Raw genomic sequence first — 14,706 nt, 5'->3', positions numbered from 1 at the left:
CTGTTTATTTTTTATTTTTAAAGGAACTAGATCTTTAAAATTTTACTGGGCTGGATAAAAAAGGTATTTTTTTATAACGTAGAAATACTTTCTATTTCACATAATTTATTTATTCGTTTGTACAAAAACTATACTTAAAGTCTAGTTGCTGTTAATTCTTGTAAAGAGTTTCTGTCCAACAGCTGTTAATAAATGGCTTTTACGAGGTCTTTATCCGAATCTGTCAGTGCAAATTGTTGAAGATTTTGTTTTTGGATCACTGGATACATCAGTGAGGTTGGGTCGTTGGTATGTTCCAGTCCGAGTGCATGACCAAATTCATGGGCGAGGGTAAAACGCAGATCATTGATCGAGGAAAACTCATAAATGAAGATTTGCTTGCCATTAAAGTGGCCTTTATGAAACAGATGAGGTTGGAAAACTTGGTTAAACTGGTTTGCTGATGCGACCAGTTGTTGATTGTTTTGATTGAGACTTTGAATACGTTGATTTAGCTCTTGAGCGCGTTGGTTATGTTCCTGAACTTCATGTTGTAGTGCTAAAGATTGTTGTTGTAAGGCTTGTTGTCTTTGTGAAAATTGTTGTGCCAAATCTTTTGAACTTGAACGACTTTGATTAAAACGTTGCACTTCTGCATTATATTGCTGGAATTGGGCTGCGAGTTGTGCCTGTTTACTGGCAATTAAAGCAGTACTTTTTTGAATTTCATCTTTTGCCTGTTTTAATTGCTGATTCTGGGTTTCCCATTGTTGCTGTTGTTGTTTGAGTTGATCGAGGCCCTGTAAGCGGTCAGTACTGCGCTGTTGACGTTCATCAAAGACCAGGTTGATGCTGAACTCGGCTTGCGGATCGTAAATAAAATTTTGTTGTCCTGTTTCTTGTTCCCAGAGTCTGGCGGCCTGCTGGGTTAAGTCGAGGACTTGCTGCTGGCTTAAATTAAAGCGTGGGTCGATATCTGCGATGCGATAACGCACGACTTTTTTGAGAGCTTGGTGTTGGTGGACATCAATCGAATTGCGATTCGCCTGTGCATTACTCAGTTGAGGTGTGATCATGCTGATACAAGCAATGAAAAATGCGAGATAATGAGCCTGCATTGTGAAATCCCCAAAATAAAAACTTATTTTTGATCATTATTTTGTGGTCGTCAAAATGCTATCTGCTTAATAAATAGAACGAAAAAGTGTGATTTTTTTCTAATAAATAAAAAAATAACTGGAATAATTTACACAATAAAAAAACAGTCAATTTGCTTGTTTTTTAACCACAATTCAAAAAATATCAATGGCCTAAATCAATGAGAGTCAGAATTTTCTCAAAAAGCAGCAAGAAAACCTTCTATTGTTAATTTTTGTAAGTTTTTTCTAAAACAGTCACGTTTTTAAACTTTAAGTGCAAAATTGCTGCTTTGTGACATTTATTGTCGAGCAAATTTTGAGTCACTTTTTAGAGCTCTTCGATTCTGGCATGTGCGAAAACTATCTATTCAGCAATAGCGCACGATCGGCCTGAGTCAGGCGAAAGTGAGTGGCATTTTGTTCTTTCATAACGGGATACATCAGTGCTTGTGGATCATCAGTGTGCTGTAGTCCCAAGGCATGGCCGAATTCATGTGCGAGGGTAAGGCGTAAATCATCTTCAGATTCGAATTCATAAATCAAGATCTGTTTACCGTTAAATAAGCCTTTATGAAATAAATGGGGTTTAAAGCGTTGTTTAAATTGGCTGACAGAGTTGGTTAACTGCTGGTCCAAAGCATTCAATTCATCTACTTGCTGATTAAGTTGAGCGATTCTTTGATTATATTGGTCAATTTCTTGCTGTAGTAACTTCACATTTTGTTCTAAATCCCGCTGCCGTTGTTGAAAATAGTCAGGATTGGCATAAGAGGCAGGATGTTGCCGTGCATTGTGTTGCTCTTGATTATAGTGTTGAATTTGTTGATTCAGCTGTTGTTGCTTTAAATCTAAAAGTTGTTTGCTACTCAGAATCTCCTTCTCAATCAGATCCAATTGCTGTTTTTTATCTTGCCAATGCTGTTGATTGGACTGTAGTTGGCTGAGATGTTCTCGACGTTGTTCACTTTCGATTTGACGTTCATCATAAATCAGGTGGATGGCGAGTTGGGCATTGGGATCATAGACAAAATAATCTTGTTGCGTACCATCTTTCCAGATTTGTGTCGCTTGTTGGCTGATGCTTTTGACTTGCTCAATGCTGAGTTTAAAACGTGGGTCAACTTCGGCAATCCGATAGCGTAGACGAGTATCTAAGGGCCTGCTGATACGATCTGCCAAAGAGTTAAATTTAAGTTGTGGATGTTGCTGAGTTTGATAGCCAGACCAAAGTAGGAACACAATTAATCCTGCAAAAATAAGCAAACGAATCATTTTATTTTCTTCTAGAAAAGCTGAATTAATGAATGGGAGATTCGGCCATAAACCCTTTAAATTGATCAGACTATAGCAAGAATAGGGAATTACGGGAAAAGATATCATCGTATAGCGCATTCTGTTTTAATAAATGTTGTGAATAGATCAATAAAAAGAAAGCTGAAGGAATATGCATGCTGAAATATCTACTTAAAGCACCTGAGGTTACATGGACTGCTGTTTCACCTGCACCTGCAAAGGTAGAAAATCTAAAAATCAAATATTTGGGTACAGCAGGTTTTATCTTGTCGGATGCCAATCGAACCTTAGTGCTTGATCCATTTGTGAGCCGTCCCAGTCTTTGGCAGACCTTTACTCAACCTTTATGGAGCGATCCAGCACTGGTCAAGCATTATATCCCTGAGGCTGATGATGTGCTGATAGGTCATGCACACTATGACCATATTCTGGATGCACCAGAGCTCTGCAAACAAACAGGCGCTCGCCTGATTGGTTCACACGCCAGTATGATGTATGCGCGTTCTGTAGGCTTGCCTGAGCAACAAATGCAGGTGACACAGGGTAGGGAAGTGATTGAGTGTGGGAAATGGCAAATCATTGGCTTGCCTTCAATCCATGGCAAAGCCTTGTTTGGTCGTGTTCCATTGCCGGGAGATATGATCGAGCCACCCCCGTATCCACCGAAATTTCATCAGTTACGGCATGGTTTGGTCTTAAACTGGTGGATTGATACAGGACAATTGCGTGTTGTTCACATCGATTCGGCCGATTTTATTGAACAGGAATTGCAGGGCAAACAGGCTGATATCGTGTGCCTGTGTGCGATTGGACGTAAATATCGCCCGAATTATGTCAAAGATGTGGTGCGGCTATTGAAGCCGAAATATATTATTCCATGTCATTGGGACAGTATGGTGACACCAATTGATGCACCACCGCAGTTATTACCTGGGGTGAATATTGCTGAGTTTCTGGATGAAATTAAAGCGTGTGGCGTGATACCTTTATTTATGCCAATTTTGGGCGAACTTTATTTTGAACAAAAATGATTCATCTTAAAATATAAAAAAACCGCGCTTTCGCGCGGTCTTTTTAAAGAGACAAATTATTTTTTGTCATCTTTTACTTCTGTGAACTCAGCATCTACAACGCCATCGTCCGCTTTTTGTTGTTGACCTGCATCGCCACCTTGGAATGCATTTGGATCAAAACCTTCTGCGCCGCCAGCACCTTGTGCTTGTTCATAAGCACGTTGTGTAATTGGCATCAAGATGTTTTGTAAAGCTTCAGTTTTTGCTTTGATGTCTTCAACATCATTTTCTTTAGTTGCTGCTTCAAGCTCAGCAACCGCAGTCGTGATCGCAGTTTTTTCATCTTCAGTGACTTTATCACCCAGATCTTTGACTGCTTTTGTTGAGCTAGAAACAAGCGCATCTGCTTCGTTACGCGCTTTCGCCAACTCTTCAAACTTACGGTCTTCTTCAGCATTTGCTTCAGCATCTTTGATCATCGCTTCAATTTCAGCATCAGACAAACCTGAGTTTGCTTTAATCTGGATTGATTGCTCTTTACCCGTGCTCTTATCTTTCGCCGATACTTTCAAGATACCGTCAGCATTGATGTCAAATGATACTTCAATTTGCGGTACACCACGTGGAGCAGGTGGGATATCGCCTAACTGGAAGTTACCCAACAATTTGTTTTGCTGAGCCATTTTACGTTCACCTTGGTAAACTGAAATATCTACTGCAGGCTGGTTATCAGCAGCGGTAGAGAACACTTGTGATTTCTTCGCAGGAATCGTGGTGTTTTTCTCAATGATCGGAGTCAATACGCCGCCCATTGTTTCAATACCTAAAGTTAACGGTGTTACGTCTAATAAAAGTACGTCAGTTTTGTCACCAGACAATACTGCACCTTGAATCGCAGCACCAATCGCAACCGCTTCGTCAGGGTTTACGTCTTTACGTGGCTCTTTACCGAAGAACTCTTGTACTTTTTGTTGTACAAGTGGCATACGAGATTGACCACCCACCAAAATTACGTCAGAGATGTCAGAAGTCGAAAGACCCGCATCTTTAAGCGCAATACGGCAAGGCTCAATGGTACGAGCAACTAAGTCAGCAACCAAACCTTCAAGTTTTGCACGTGTTACGTTGATCACTAGGTGTTTAGGACCAGTCGCATCTGCCGTGATATATGGAAGGTTGATTTCAGTTGCGTTTGATGAAGAAAGCTCGATTTTTGCTTTTTCAGCAGCTTCTTTCAAACGTTGTAACGCAAGTGGATCATTTTTCAAGTTCACACTTTGTTCTTTCTTGAATTCTTCAACCAAGAATTCAATTAATGCGTTATCAAAGTCTTCACCACCAAGGAAAGTATCACCATTGGTTGATAACACTTCGATTTGCTGGTCGCCATCAAGATCAGCGATTTCAATGATTGATACGTCGAATGTACCACCACCTAAGTCGTAAACTGCAACTTTACGGTCGCCTTCTTTTTTATCCATACCGAACGCAAGTGCCGCAGCAGTTGGTTCGTTAATGATACGTTTAACGTCTAAACCAGCGATTTTACCTGCATCTTTAGTTGCTTGACGTTGCGCATCGTTAAAGTAAGCAGGAACAGTAATCACTGCTTCTGTTACAGTTTCACCTAAGTAGTCTTCTGCCGTTTTTTTCATCTTTTTCAAGATTTCAGCAGAGATCTGTTGAGGCGCTAATTTCTTATCGTTTACTTCAACCCAAGCATCGCCATTGTCTGCCTTGATGATTTTGTAAGGCACAAGACCGATATCTTTTTGTACCGCTTGATCTTCATAACGACGACCAATTAAACGCTTGATTGCGAATAATGTATTTTTCGGGTTGGTTACCGCTTGACGTTTCGCGCTTTGACCCACAAGGATCTCGCCATCTTTGTATGCAATGATCGATGGAGTTGTACGTGCGCCTTCAGCGTTTTCAATTACTTTTACTTTATCGCCTTCAAGTACAGCAACACATGAGTTGGTAGTACCTAAGTCAATACCAATAATTTTTGCCATTGATTGTGTTCCTCTAAAATTTTTTGAATCCCCTAATTTCACTTTTGGTAAAGGGGATTTGCTTGTTATTCGATATGAGAGTCAATTGGTATTTTTCAAGCATTTTTATGAAAAAAAAATCAAAAACTCTCAAATTTCTGCATTTTTGAGCAAATAAACGCTTTGCTGCTTAGATTATTGACCAACCATCACCATCGCTGGGCGAAGTAGGCGACCATTTAAGGTATAACCCTTCTGTAAAACAGTGCCAATTTGGTTGGCTTTGGCATTTGGATCGATCCCAACTGCTTGGTGTAAATCTGCATTGAAGCCATTTTGTGTATCCGCTTCAAGCACACCAAACTTCTCAAGCGTGGTGAGTAATGATTTCAGGGTCAGCTTGACGCCTTCAAGTACAGGCGTTTCTTCTTCGCCAGCAGCTTGAATTGCACGTTCAAGGTTATCGACGGAATCCAGTAATTCTTTTGCAAATTTTTCTAGCACAGTGTCTTTGTGCTTTTCAGATTCGCGTTGAATACGCTCGACACTCTTCTGCGCTTCATAAACAGCATTGGCAGTACGTGCTTTTTCTAGCTTCAAGCTTTCTTCGAGTTTGGTGATTTGCGCTTGTAAATCTTCAACGCTAAGCTCGTTTGCTTGCTCTACACCTTCAGCTTGAGTTTGTTCAGTCTGTTGCTCATTTTGAATGTCTTGAGCTTGCTCATTGTGCTCATTAGCCATTGATGATCTCCGTTGAAAAAGGTTCTTAAACATGTACAGTCCTTTTTGGCGTGAATGCTCATAGGGTTAAACCCGAACTGCCACATCTTGGTCATTCATAGATAGGGATGAAGTATGGGCAAGCCGACAAAATTCAAGCGTTCAGGTCGATTTAAATCTTTTAATTTTGCTGATTTAAGTAAAAATTTAAGTTTTCGATGACAAAAGCAATAAATTCTTGAGTAATTTTCGGTAAATGTTGTCTCGATGCATAGACTAAGGACAAGGTCAGATCGGGTGCAGCAAAATCTGTAAATACCTGTTGCAAACGTTGCTGCGCAATATCCTTGCGCACCAGCAACGTTGGCAACATGGCAATCCCTTGGGCTTTAAGACACATTTGATAAAGCGCAATCACATCGTTGCTTTTAAACGTAACATTTAATGGATAGTTCTGCGGTTGCTGATCTGTATCAAACAAGGTCCAATATTGATTATGGGTATGATGTGCAATGCATTCATGTTGAATCAGTTGACTGGGATGTAACAGGGGGGTGTGGTCTTGTAAGTAATGGGGATGTGCACAAAAGATAGATTCAATTTGACAGACCGGCCGTGCAATCAGACCGTCTGCAACTTTTTGGGTAATGCGTAGCGCCAGATCAACATGGGCATCCATCAGGTCGACGGTATTTTCAGTGAGATAGACATCAAATTGAATATGGGGATAACGTTTTTTAAACTGTTTAATACATTCATTCACGCCGAGCTGAAACAGAAACAGGCCACAGGTAAAACGAATCGTGCCACTGTGCTGTTCAGGCGCGGCTAAGCCTTCAAGCAACTGTTGCTGCTGTAAAATATTCTCACAATAGACCAAGGCTTTTTCACCCGCAGGGGTGAGTGAAACTTTTCGGGTATTGCGTTGAAACAGTCGGGTAGAGAAGGTTTGCTCCAGATGCTCTAAATAACGTGACACCATGGCTTTAGAATAGTCCAGATGTTCGGCCGCTTTGCTGAGATTGCCTTGCTGCGCGATACAGACAAAGACTTGGATGGCTTTTAAGGTATCCATGTTTATTATCATTGTTGCAAGATATGCAATATTTTATCTTAATTTAGGGTGTTTATTCAGCAAGAATTGCAATTTAAAGTGTTGCTTATCAGATTGGAGACGATAAGATGAATACCAAACCTTATATCATTGCTTTATCTACTTTAGCGGCAACATCAACTGCTTTTGCACAAGACTTAAAAATCCAGAATTTTCTGGCTCAACCTGAGCACTTCGGTGTGACTTCGACCCTAATTGAAGGCGATAAAGAAGTATTATTGGTGAATGCCCAATTTTCTAAATCAGAAGCATTACGTATTGCAGCAGATATCTTAGATAGCGGTAAAACCTTAAACACCATTTTTGTCAGCTATGGTGATCCAGATTTCTATTTCGGTTTAGATGTGTTTAAACAGTACTTCCCAAATGTGAAAATTATTGCGACGCCTGAAACGGTTAAACATATTCAAGATACGCAAGCGCTGAAAGTTGCCTATTGGGGACCGAAAATGGGCGCCAATGCACCGAGCAAAATTATTGTTCCGCAAGCCTATACGGCTAAAACCTTAAAATTAGAAAATGAAAATATCGAAATTAAAGGTAAAAAAGAACTCACTTATCTATGGATTCCAAGTGCTAAAGCGGTAGTCGGTGGAATTCCGGTATCCTCAGGGATTCATCTTTGGACTGCGGATACTCCGACAGCTAAAGATCGTGCAGAAGTGGTACAGGCTTTAGAAAGTATTAAGGCCCTAAATCCGCAAGTGGTGGTGCCGGCACATATGAAGGCTGGTGCCGCGGAAGGTCTGGATGCGGTGAACTTCTCGATTGACTATTTAAAGCAATATGAGAAAGCCGTTAAGCTCACCAAAAACTCAGCTGAACTGAGCCAAATGATGCGAAAACAATATCCTGCATTGGGTGAGTCGGGTAGTTTGGACCTAGGTGCCAAAGTGGTGAAAGGCGAGATGAAATGGCCTTAAAACCGAATGTTTAGCTCAAACAACCGTGATGAAAAGTCACGGTTTTTTTATGCTTGCTACATTTATTTTTAACCAAAATTACGCAATTGTAATCTTTTAAGCGGCTTATGCAGTCTTTCTATGAATTATAAAAAAATAAGATAAGTGCTATTTAACAGATCAAATAAAGCTGAAATCACTTCGATCATAAGACCTTAGCGATTGTTCATGTCTTTAAAATTATGTGAAAGCTAAGAATTGTTGGTTTAAGAAAAATTGCAAAACAATGCGGCTTACATAACAAACTGCAACTAATCCGCATCACGTCCAAGAAAAAAATTGTGAATCATAGGCAACGCAAAGATAACTTTGCTTTTCGTCATAATGAAAGGAAATACACAATGAAAAAGTTAGCATTGATCTCTATGGTGATCACTGGTGTTGCATTGACTGCTGTTGGTTGTTCAACTCAGGGTGGTTTAGACGCCTCTGGCTCAGCTCAAACTACAAGTGCAAGCCCAACGGGTGTACAAGGTGGGGTTGGTGTCCATGGTGGATCATCCGTTGATGTTCAACCTGGCGGTGCTTCTGCTGATGTATCGGGCTCTGTCTCTGGTTCAGCGGGTACGACTGCACAATAATTTTTGAGGGTGAAGTTGGCTTCGCATAAGATTGAACACACGATGCCACATGCAATCTTACTGATGTACTGCTATACATTGTGCGAAGTTGACTTGATTCATAAAAATGACACTTTTGAAATGCTATAAAACTAGGGTGAATTGGTTGACTCTAGTTTTATGGTTTAACAACAAGTGTTAAAACATTATTTAACTGGCATAAAAAGTAGGTATAAATAAGCACTATGGTTAATGACTTTTTGATAATAGCCCTTTAGCGTACGACATATTTTTCAAATCTTGAACTTGATCTAAGACTTTAGAAAAGCATATAGTCGAAGACAACAAGAATTATGGACAGAGCGAACAAGGGGACAGAAGTGACAGCATTACCTCAAAAAATTCAAACAATTTTAGACAAAGGGCAAGGCCCTGCTGCACGAGCGCTTGATAAGCTCCCTAAAATCATACAAGAGTCTCTGGCCAAGCTTCTCGCTTATCCACATCAATACCCAGATTTAGATTCTTTTACTAAATGTTTGATGGCCGTCCAAATTAAACAGGGCCAGATAGGCTTTATTGGTGATGATCCCATTGAATCTCGCCGTCAGTTTGATACGCAGATGTTGGCGATTATCAATAAGCCGACTTCAGTTGAATCGGTTGAAGATATCCGCCTTCCACTGCAAAGTGGGACCGTCTTTGCCAGACATTATCATCCTGCACCCAACAAAAAGTTACCAATGATGGTGTTCTATCATGGTGGTGGTTTTGTCGTAGGCGGTCTGGATACCCATGATGAAGCCTGTCGCCTGATTGCCAAGTATGCAAAAGTACAGGTGCTCAGTATTGATTATCCACTCGCACCAGAAGCATCACCACAGTTATTGATTAAATCCTGTGAAGATGCATTGGCGTGGGTATATCAAAACCGCCGTCAGCTCAAAATTTATAAGAACCGTATTGCTGTTGCAGGGGATAGTGCAGGGGGTAATATCAGCACCGTGGTTGCGCAACACTCCGTGGGTAAAGCCTATGCACCACAAGCACAGCTATTGATTTATCCAGCAGTTGATTTCAAAAGCCGCCATCCCTCTTTTTATGCTTATGGCGAAGGATTGGTACTAACCAGTAAAGATGTGGATTATGTGACGGACTATTATGCAACACAGCACGATGTTGCACTCGATGATCCGTTGATTTCACCGACTTATGGCAGCCTTAGAAAACTGGCACCTGCTTATGTGATTACTGCAGGGCATGACTTGCTGCATGATGAAGGTGCAATCTATAGTCATAAACTCAGACAAAATGGCGTTAAAGTGCAATATGTTGACTATCCCGATCAAACACATGGCTTTATTAATCTGACACCAATCTCAAGTAAGGCAAAACGCAATACTATTGAAGTAGCGAAAAACTTTAGAAAGTTCTGGGATAAACATAGTTAATAAAGTCTGAGCCGATGTTTCACGTGAAACATCGGTTTTTGTTTTAAAGATAACAAATAGAAATAGCAAAATAGAATTAGCAAAACTAAGATGAGTATTCACAACAAATCTATGTTCAAGCCGAGAAAAGCAATGATGAAAAAGTTGTTCATGACAACAGGTTTAATTTTGGCAAGCAGCCATTTATTTGCAAATACCATGGTTGATATGAAAACCAGTATGGGCAACATCGAAATTGAACTTTTTGATGATAAAGCACCTGTGTCGGCAAAAAACTTTGAAAGCTATGTAAAAAGCAACTTCTATGCAGGCACGATCTTCCATCGTGTGATTCCTGGCTTTATGGTACAAGGCGGTGGTTTAGATGCCAATATGATTGAGAAGGCAACCAAAGCACCAATCGTGAATGAGTCGGGCAATGGCTTGAAGAACATGCGCGGTACTTTGGCCATGGCACGTACCAGTAACCCGAACTCAGCAAGCAGCCAGTTCTTTATTAATGTGGCGGACAATAGCTTTTTAAATAAATCGGCAATGGATGCGGGTTATGCTGTATTTGGTAAAGTGACCAAAGGGATGGATATTGTCGATAAGATCGTCAATGTACCCACAGGTAACTATGGAATGCATCAAAATGTACCAAAACAACCGATTAAAATTATTAGTGTTCAGATAAAGAACAACAAGTAAAAAACAAAGCAGAAATATTTTAAATATATTTCTGCTTTAATTTTATATGCTTACAAGAATTATGCTGCTTTGTTGAACATATTGGTGTGTAAAAAAAGAACACTCGATAAAACAAGGGTTTAAAAAAGCTTGCACCCTAAAAAAAATCTCCTATAATGCACTCATCCCGACGCGATGAAGCAAAAATAACTTAGCTTTACTGGTTAAGTTGTTAAATATTTATTGCGTTGATTTGCCGCTGACGAGGTGGTGAAAAGATCATTAAGAGAATAGAAGAACAACTTGTGTGGATTTTTACTAGTTGATCAATCGAAAATATTTCATTGATTGAAGAGTAGAAATTTCTCGAAGTTTATTTGAGCGAATTTTTAGTCAGAAAATTGATGAGCCAAGATTTGTAGCCATAAGCTACTAATGATTTTAAACTGAAGAGTTTGATCATGGCTCAGATTGAACGCTGGCGGCAGGCTTAACACATGCAAGTCGAGCGGGGAAGGGTAGCTTGCTACCTAACCTAGCGGCGGACGGGTGAGTAATGCTTAGGAATCTGCCATTTAGTGGGGGACAACATTCCGAAAGGAATGCTAATACCGCATACGTCCTACGGGAGAAAGCAGGGGATCTTCGGACCTTGCGCTAAATGATGAGCCTAAGTCGGATTAGCTAGTTGGTGGGGTAAAGGCCTACCAAGGCGACGATCTGTAGCGGGTCTGAGAGGATGATCCGCCACACTGGGACTGAGACACGGCCCAGACTCCTACGGGAGGCAGCAGTGGGGAATATTGGACAATGGGCGGAAGCCTGATCCAGCCATGCCGCGTGTGTGAAGAAGGCCTTTTGGTTGTAAAGCACTTTAAGCGAGGAGGAGGCTACTTAGATTAATACTCTAGGATAGTGGACGTTACTCGCAGAATAAGCACCGGCTAACTCTGTGCCAGCAGCCGCGGTAATACAGAGGGTGCGAGCGTTAATCGGATTTACTGGGCGTAAAGCGTGCGTAGGCGGCTTTTTAAGTCGGATGTGAAATCCCCGAGCTTAACTTGGGAATTGCATTCGATACTGGGAAGCTGGAGTATGGGAGAGGATGGTAGAATTCCAGGTGTAGCGGTGAAATGCGTAGAGATCTGGAGGAATACCGATGGCGAAGGCAGCCATCTGGCCTAATACTGACGCTGAGGTACGAAAGCATGGGGAGCAAACAGGATTAGATACCCTGGTAGTCCATGCCGTAAACGATGTCTACTAGCCGTTGGGGCCTTTGAGGCTTTAGTGGCGCAGCTAACGCGATAAGTAGACCGCCTGGGGAGTACGGTCGCAAGACTAAAACTCAAATGAATTGACGGGGGCCCGCACAAGCGGTGGAGCATGTGGTTTAATTCGATGCAACGCGAAGAACCTTACCTGGCCTTGACATACTAGAAACTTTCCAGAGATGGATTGGTGCCTTCGGGAATCTAGATACAGGTGCTGCATGGCTGTCGTCAGCTCGTGTCGTGAGATGTTGGGTTAAGTCCCGCAACGAGCGCAACCCTTTTCCTTATTTGCCAGCGAGTAATGTCGGGAACTTTAAGGATACTGCCAGTGACAAACTGGAGGAAGGCGGGGACGACGTCAAGTCATCATGGCCCTTACGGCCAGGGCTACACACGTGCTACAATGGTCGGTACAAAGGGTTGCTACCTAGCGATAGGATGCTAATCTCAAAAAGCCGATCGTAGTCCGGATTGGAGTCTGCAACTCGACTCCATGAAGTCGGAATCGCTAGTAATCGCGGATCAGAATGCCGCGGTGAATACGTTCCCGGGCCTTGTACACACCGCCCGTCACACCATGGGAGTTTGTTGCACCAGAAGTAGGTAGTCTAACCGCAAGGAGGACGCTTACCACGGTGTGGCCGATGACTGGGGTGAAGTCGTAACAAGGTAGCCGTAGGGGAACCTGCGGCTGGATCACCTCCTTAACGAAAGATTGGTGACTGGTAAGAATCCACAACAAGTTGTTCTTCGAAGATGTATCTGAGGGTCTGTAGCTCAGTTGGTTAGAGCACACGCTTGATAAGCGTGGGGTCACAAGTTCAAGTCTTGTCAGACCCACCAAATCTGATTGCTGAAGCTTAGATTAAAAGATATGTCGTTCATTAAGTGATAAGCTGGGGACTTAGCTTAGTTGGTAGAGCGCCTGCTTTGCACGCAGGAGGTCAGGAGTTCGACTCTCCTAGTCTCCACCATGAATTAAAAGAGTTTGTAAGAACGAAATTAATTCAAAGCTAAGAAGATTATAGAGTTTAGTGAATACAGTCCAAGTTGACTGGTTTATTAATCTCTGTGATTTATCACAGTTTACTACGCACCGACGAGGTGGTAGTTAATCATTAACAGATTAGTAGAATTGAGTCTGAAATAAATTGTTCAAACTCGATTAATTTGACACTAACGGTAATACGTAAGTATTTCAGTTAGATGAAGAGTTAATCTGAGAACTAGCAAAAACACTGAATCAAGCGTTTTGGTATATGAATTTAGATTGAAGCTGTACAGTGCTTAAATGCACAGACAACGAATCAGTAGCAATTAAGTTTGCAACGATAACACTCACTTGTATGTGTTAGCGACTGTTTGGGGTTGTATAGTCAAGTAATTAAGTGCATGTGGTGGATGCCTTGGCAGTCAGAGGCGATGAAAGACGTGATAGCCTGCGAAAAGCTCCGGGGAGGCGGCAAATATCCTTTGATCCGGAGATTTCTGAATGGGGGAACCCACCCGCTATAAGGCGGGTATCATAAGCTGAATACATAGGCTTATGAAGCGAACGAGGGGAAGTGAAACATCTCAGTACCCTTAGGAAAAGAAATCAATTGAGATTCCCTTAGTAGCGGCGAGCGAACGGGGAGCAGCCCATTAAGTTGTGTGTGTTCTAGTGGAACGCTCTGGGAAGTGCGAACGTAGAGGGTGATATTCCCGTACACGAAAGGGCACACACAATGATGACGAGTAGGGCGAGGCACGTGAAACCTTGTCTGAATATGGGGGGACCATCCTCCAAGGCTAAATACTCCTGACTGACCGATAGTGAACCAGTACCGTGAGGGAAAGGCGAAAAGAACCCCTGTGAGGGGAGTGAAATAGATCCTGAAACCGCATGCATACAAGCAGTGGGAGCCGACTAGTTCGGTGACTGCGTACCTTTTGTATAATGGGTCAGCGACTTATATTCAGTAGCAAGGTTAACCGCATAGGGGAGCCGTAGAGAAATCGAGTCTTAATAGGGCGTTTAGTTGCTGGGTATAGACCCGAAACCAGGCGATCTATCCATGAGCAGGTTGAAGGTTGGGTAACACTAACTGGAGGACCGAACCCACTGTCGTTGAAAAGCCAGGGGATGACTTGTGGATAGGGGTGAAAGGCTAATCAAGCCTGGTGATAGCTGGTTCTCCCCGAAAGCTATTTAGGTAGCGCCTCGGACGAATACCATTGGGGGTAGAGCACTGTTTCGGCTAGGGGGTCATCCCGACTTACCAAACCGATGCAAACTCCGAATACCAATGAGTACTATCCGGGAGACAGACTGCGGGTGCTAACGTCCGTAGTCAAGAGGAAAACAATCCAGACCGCCAGCTAAGGCCCCAAAATCATAGTTAAGTGGGAAACGATGTGGGAAGGCATAGACAGCTAGGAGGTTGGCTTAGAAGCAGCCACCCTTTAAAGAAAGCGTAATAGCTCACTAGTCGAGTCGGCCTGCGCGGAAGATGTAACGGGGCTAAAACTATGTGCCGAAGCTGCGGATTTGAC

The 14,706-nt window shown here is 42.1% G+C and carries 10 protein-coding genes, 2 tRNA genes and 2 rRNA genes; 9 read left to right on the top strand and 5 right to left on the bottom strand.

The genetic code is table 11. The annotated features are described in order from the left end of the window. Positions 1-185 precede the first annotated feature (185 nt). Both F895_RS00640 and F895_RS00645 read right to left on the bottom strand, forming a co-directional pair. A complete protein-coding gene (locus F895_RS00640; RefSeq protein WP_005244755.1) occupies positions 186-1,097 on the bottom strand; it encodes a matrixin family metalloprotease in 912 nt (303 codons plus the stop codon). Positions 1,098-1,478: 381 nt separating this feature from the next. Then, entirely contained in the window at positions 1,479-2,390 is a 912-nt protein-coding gene (locus F895_RS00645) for a matrixin family metalloprotease (RefSeq protein WP_032865391.1), read from the bottom strand. 176 nt (positions 2,391-2,566) lie between these two features. Between F895_RS00645 and F895_RS00650 the strand changes: the two genes are divergently transcribed. Beyond that, a complete protein-coding gene (locus tag F895_RS00650; RefSeq protein WP_005244750.1) occupies positions 2,567-3,442 on the top strand; it encodes an MBL fold metallo-hydrolase in 876 nt (291 codons plus the stop codon). 56 nt (positions 3,443-3,498) lie between these two features. On the opposite strand, the gene dnaK is transcribed toward F895_RS00650, so the two are convergent. The 3 genes from dnaK to F895_RS00665 all read right to left on the bottom strand — a co-directional run bounded on the left by dnaK (position 3,499) and on the right by F895_RS00665 (position 7,216). Then, positions 3,499-5,442 carry a molecular chaperone DnaK gene (gene dnaK / locus F895_RS00655; protein WP_005244748.1) on the bottom strand — a complete coding sequence of 648 codons (1,944 nt, stop codon included), beginning with the start codon at positions 5,440-5,442 and terminating at the stop codon, positions 3,499-3,501. Between the two features lie 174 nt (positions 5,443-5,616). After that, positions 5,617-6,162, bottom strand: coding sequence for a nucleotide exchange factor GrpE (gene grpE / locus F895_RS00660; protein WP_005244746.1), 546 nt, complete (start codon positions 6,160-6,162; stop codon positions 5,617-5,619). A gap of 160 nt (positions 6,163-6,322) precedes the next feature. Further along, positions 6,323-7,216: a LysR family transcriptional regulator gene (locus F895_RS00665; protein WP_005244744.1), complete on the bottom strand. Its 894-nt coding sequence runs from the start codon at positions 7,214-7,216 to the stop codon at positions 6,323-6,325. A gap of 107 nt (positions 7,217-7,323) precedes the next feature. Here F895_RS00665 and F895_RS00670 point away from each other — a divergent pair, with 107 nt between their 5' ends. From F895_RS00670 to F895_RS20175, 8 genes are all read left to right on the top strand, one after another. After that, positions 7,324-8,178 (top strand): MBL fold metallo-hydrolase, encoded by an 855-nt coding sequence (locus F895_RS00670; protein ID WP_005244743.1) that lies wholly within the window; start codon positions 7,324-7,326, stop codon positions 8,176-8,178. 380 nt (positions 8,179-8,558) lie between these two features. After that, on the top strand, positions 8,559-8,798 hold the full coding sequence (locus F895_RS00675) for a hypothetical protein (RefSeq protein ID WP_005244740.1): 240 nt from the start codon (positions 8,559-8,561) through the stop codon (positions 8,796-8,798). A 359-nt stretch (positions 8,799-9,157) separates the two neighbouring features. Further along, positions 9,158-10,228: an alpha/beta hydrolase gene (locus tag F895_RS00680; protein WP_010590075.1), complete on the top strand. Its 1,071-nt coding sequence runs from the start codon at positions 9,158-9,160 to the stop codon at positions 10,226-10,228. 132 nt (positions 10,229-10,360) lie between these two features. Continuing rightward, on the top strand, positions 10,361-10,918 hold the full coding sequence (locus F895_RS00685; RefSeq protein ID WP_005244736.1) for a peptidylprolyl isomerase: 558 nt from the start codon (positions 10,361-10,363) through the stop codon (positions 10,916-10,918). Positions 10,919-11,340: 422 nt separating this feature from the next. Then, positions 11,341-12,878: ribosomal RNA gene (locus F895_RS00690) — 16S ribosomal RNA — on the top strand. A 59-nt stretch (positions 12,879-12,937) separates the two neighbouring features. Next, positions 12,938-13,014, top strand: a tRNA-Ile gene (locus F895_RS00695). A 55-nt stretch (positions 13,015-13,069) separates the two neighbouring features. Beyond that, positions 13,070-13,145, top strand: a tRNA-Ala gene (locus F895_RS00700). A 400-nt stretch (positions 13,146-13,545) separates the two neighbouring features. Then, positions 13,546-14,706, top strand: a 23S ribosomal RNA gene (locus tag F895_RS20175); the annotation flags it as partial.

Origin of the sequence: Acinetobacter sp. CIP 64.2, from assembly GCF_000369645.1 — a bacterium.
GTDB lineage: Bacteria > Pseudomonadota > Gammaproteobacteria > Pseudomonadales > Moraxellaceae > Acinetobacter.
The sequence above is the reverse complement of the archived record's forward strand: the minus strand, read 5'-3'. Positions and strand labels throughout refer to the sequence as shown.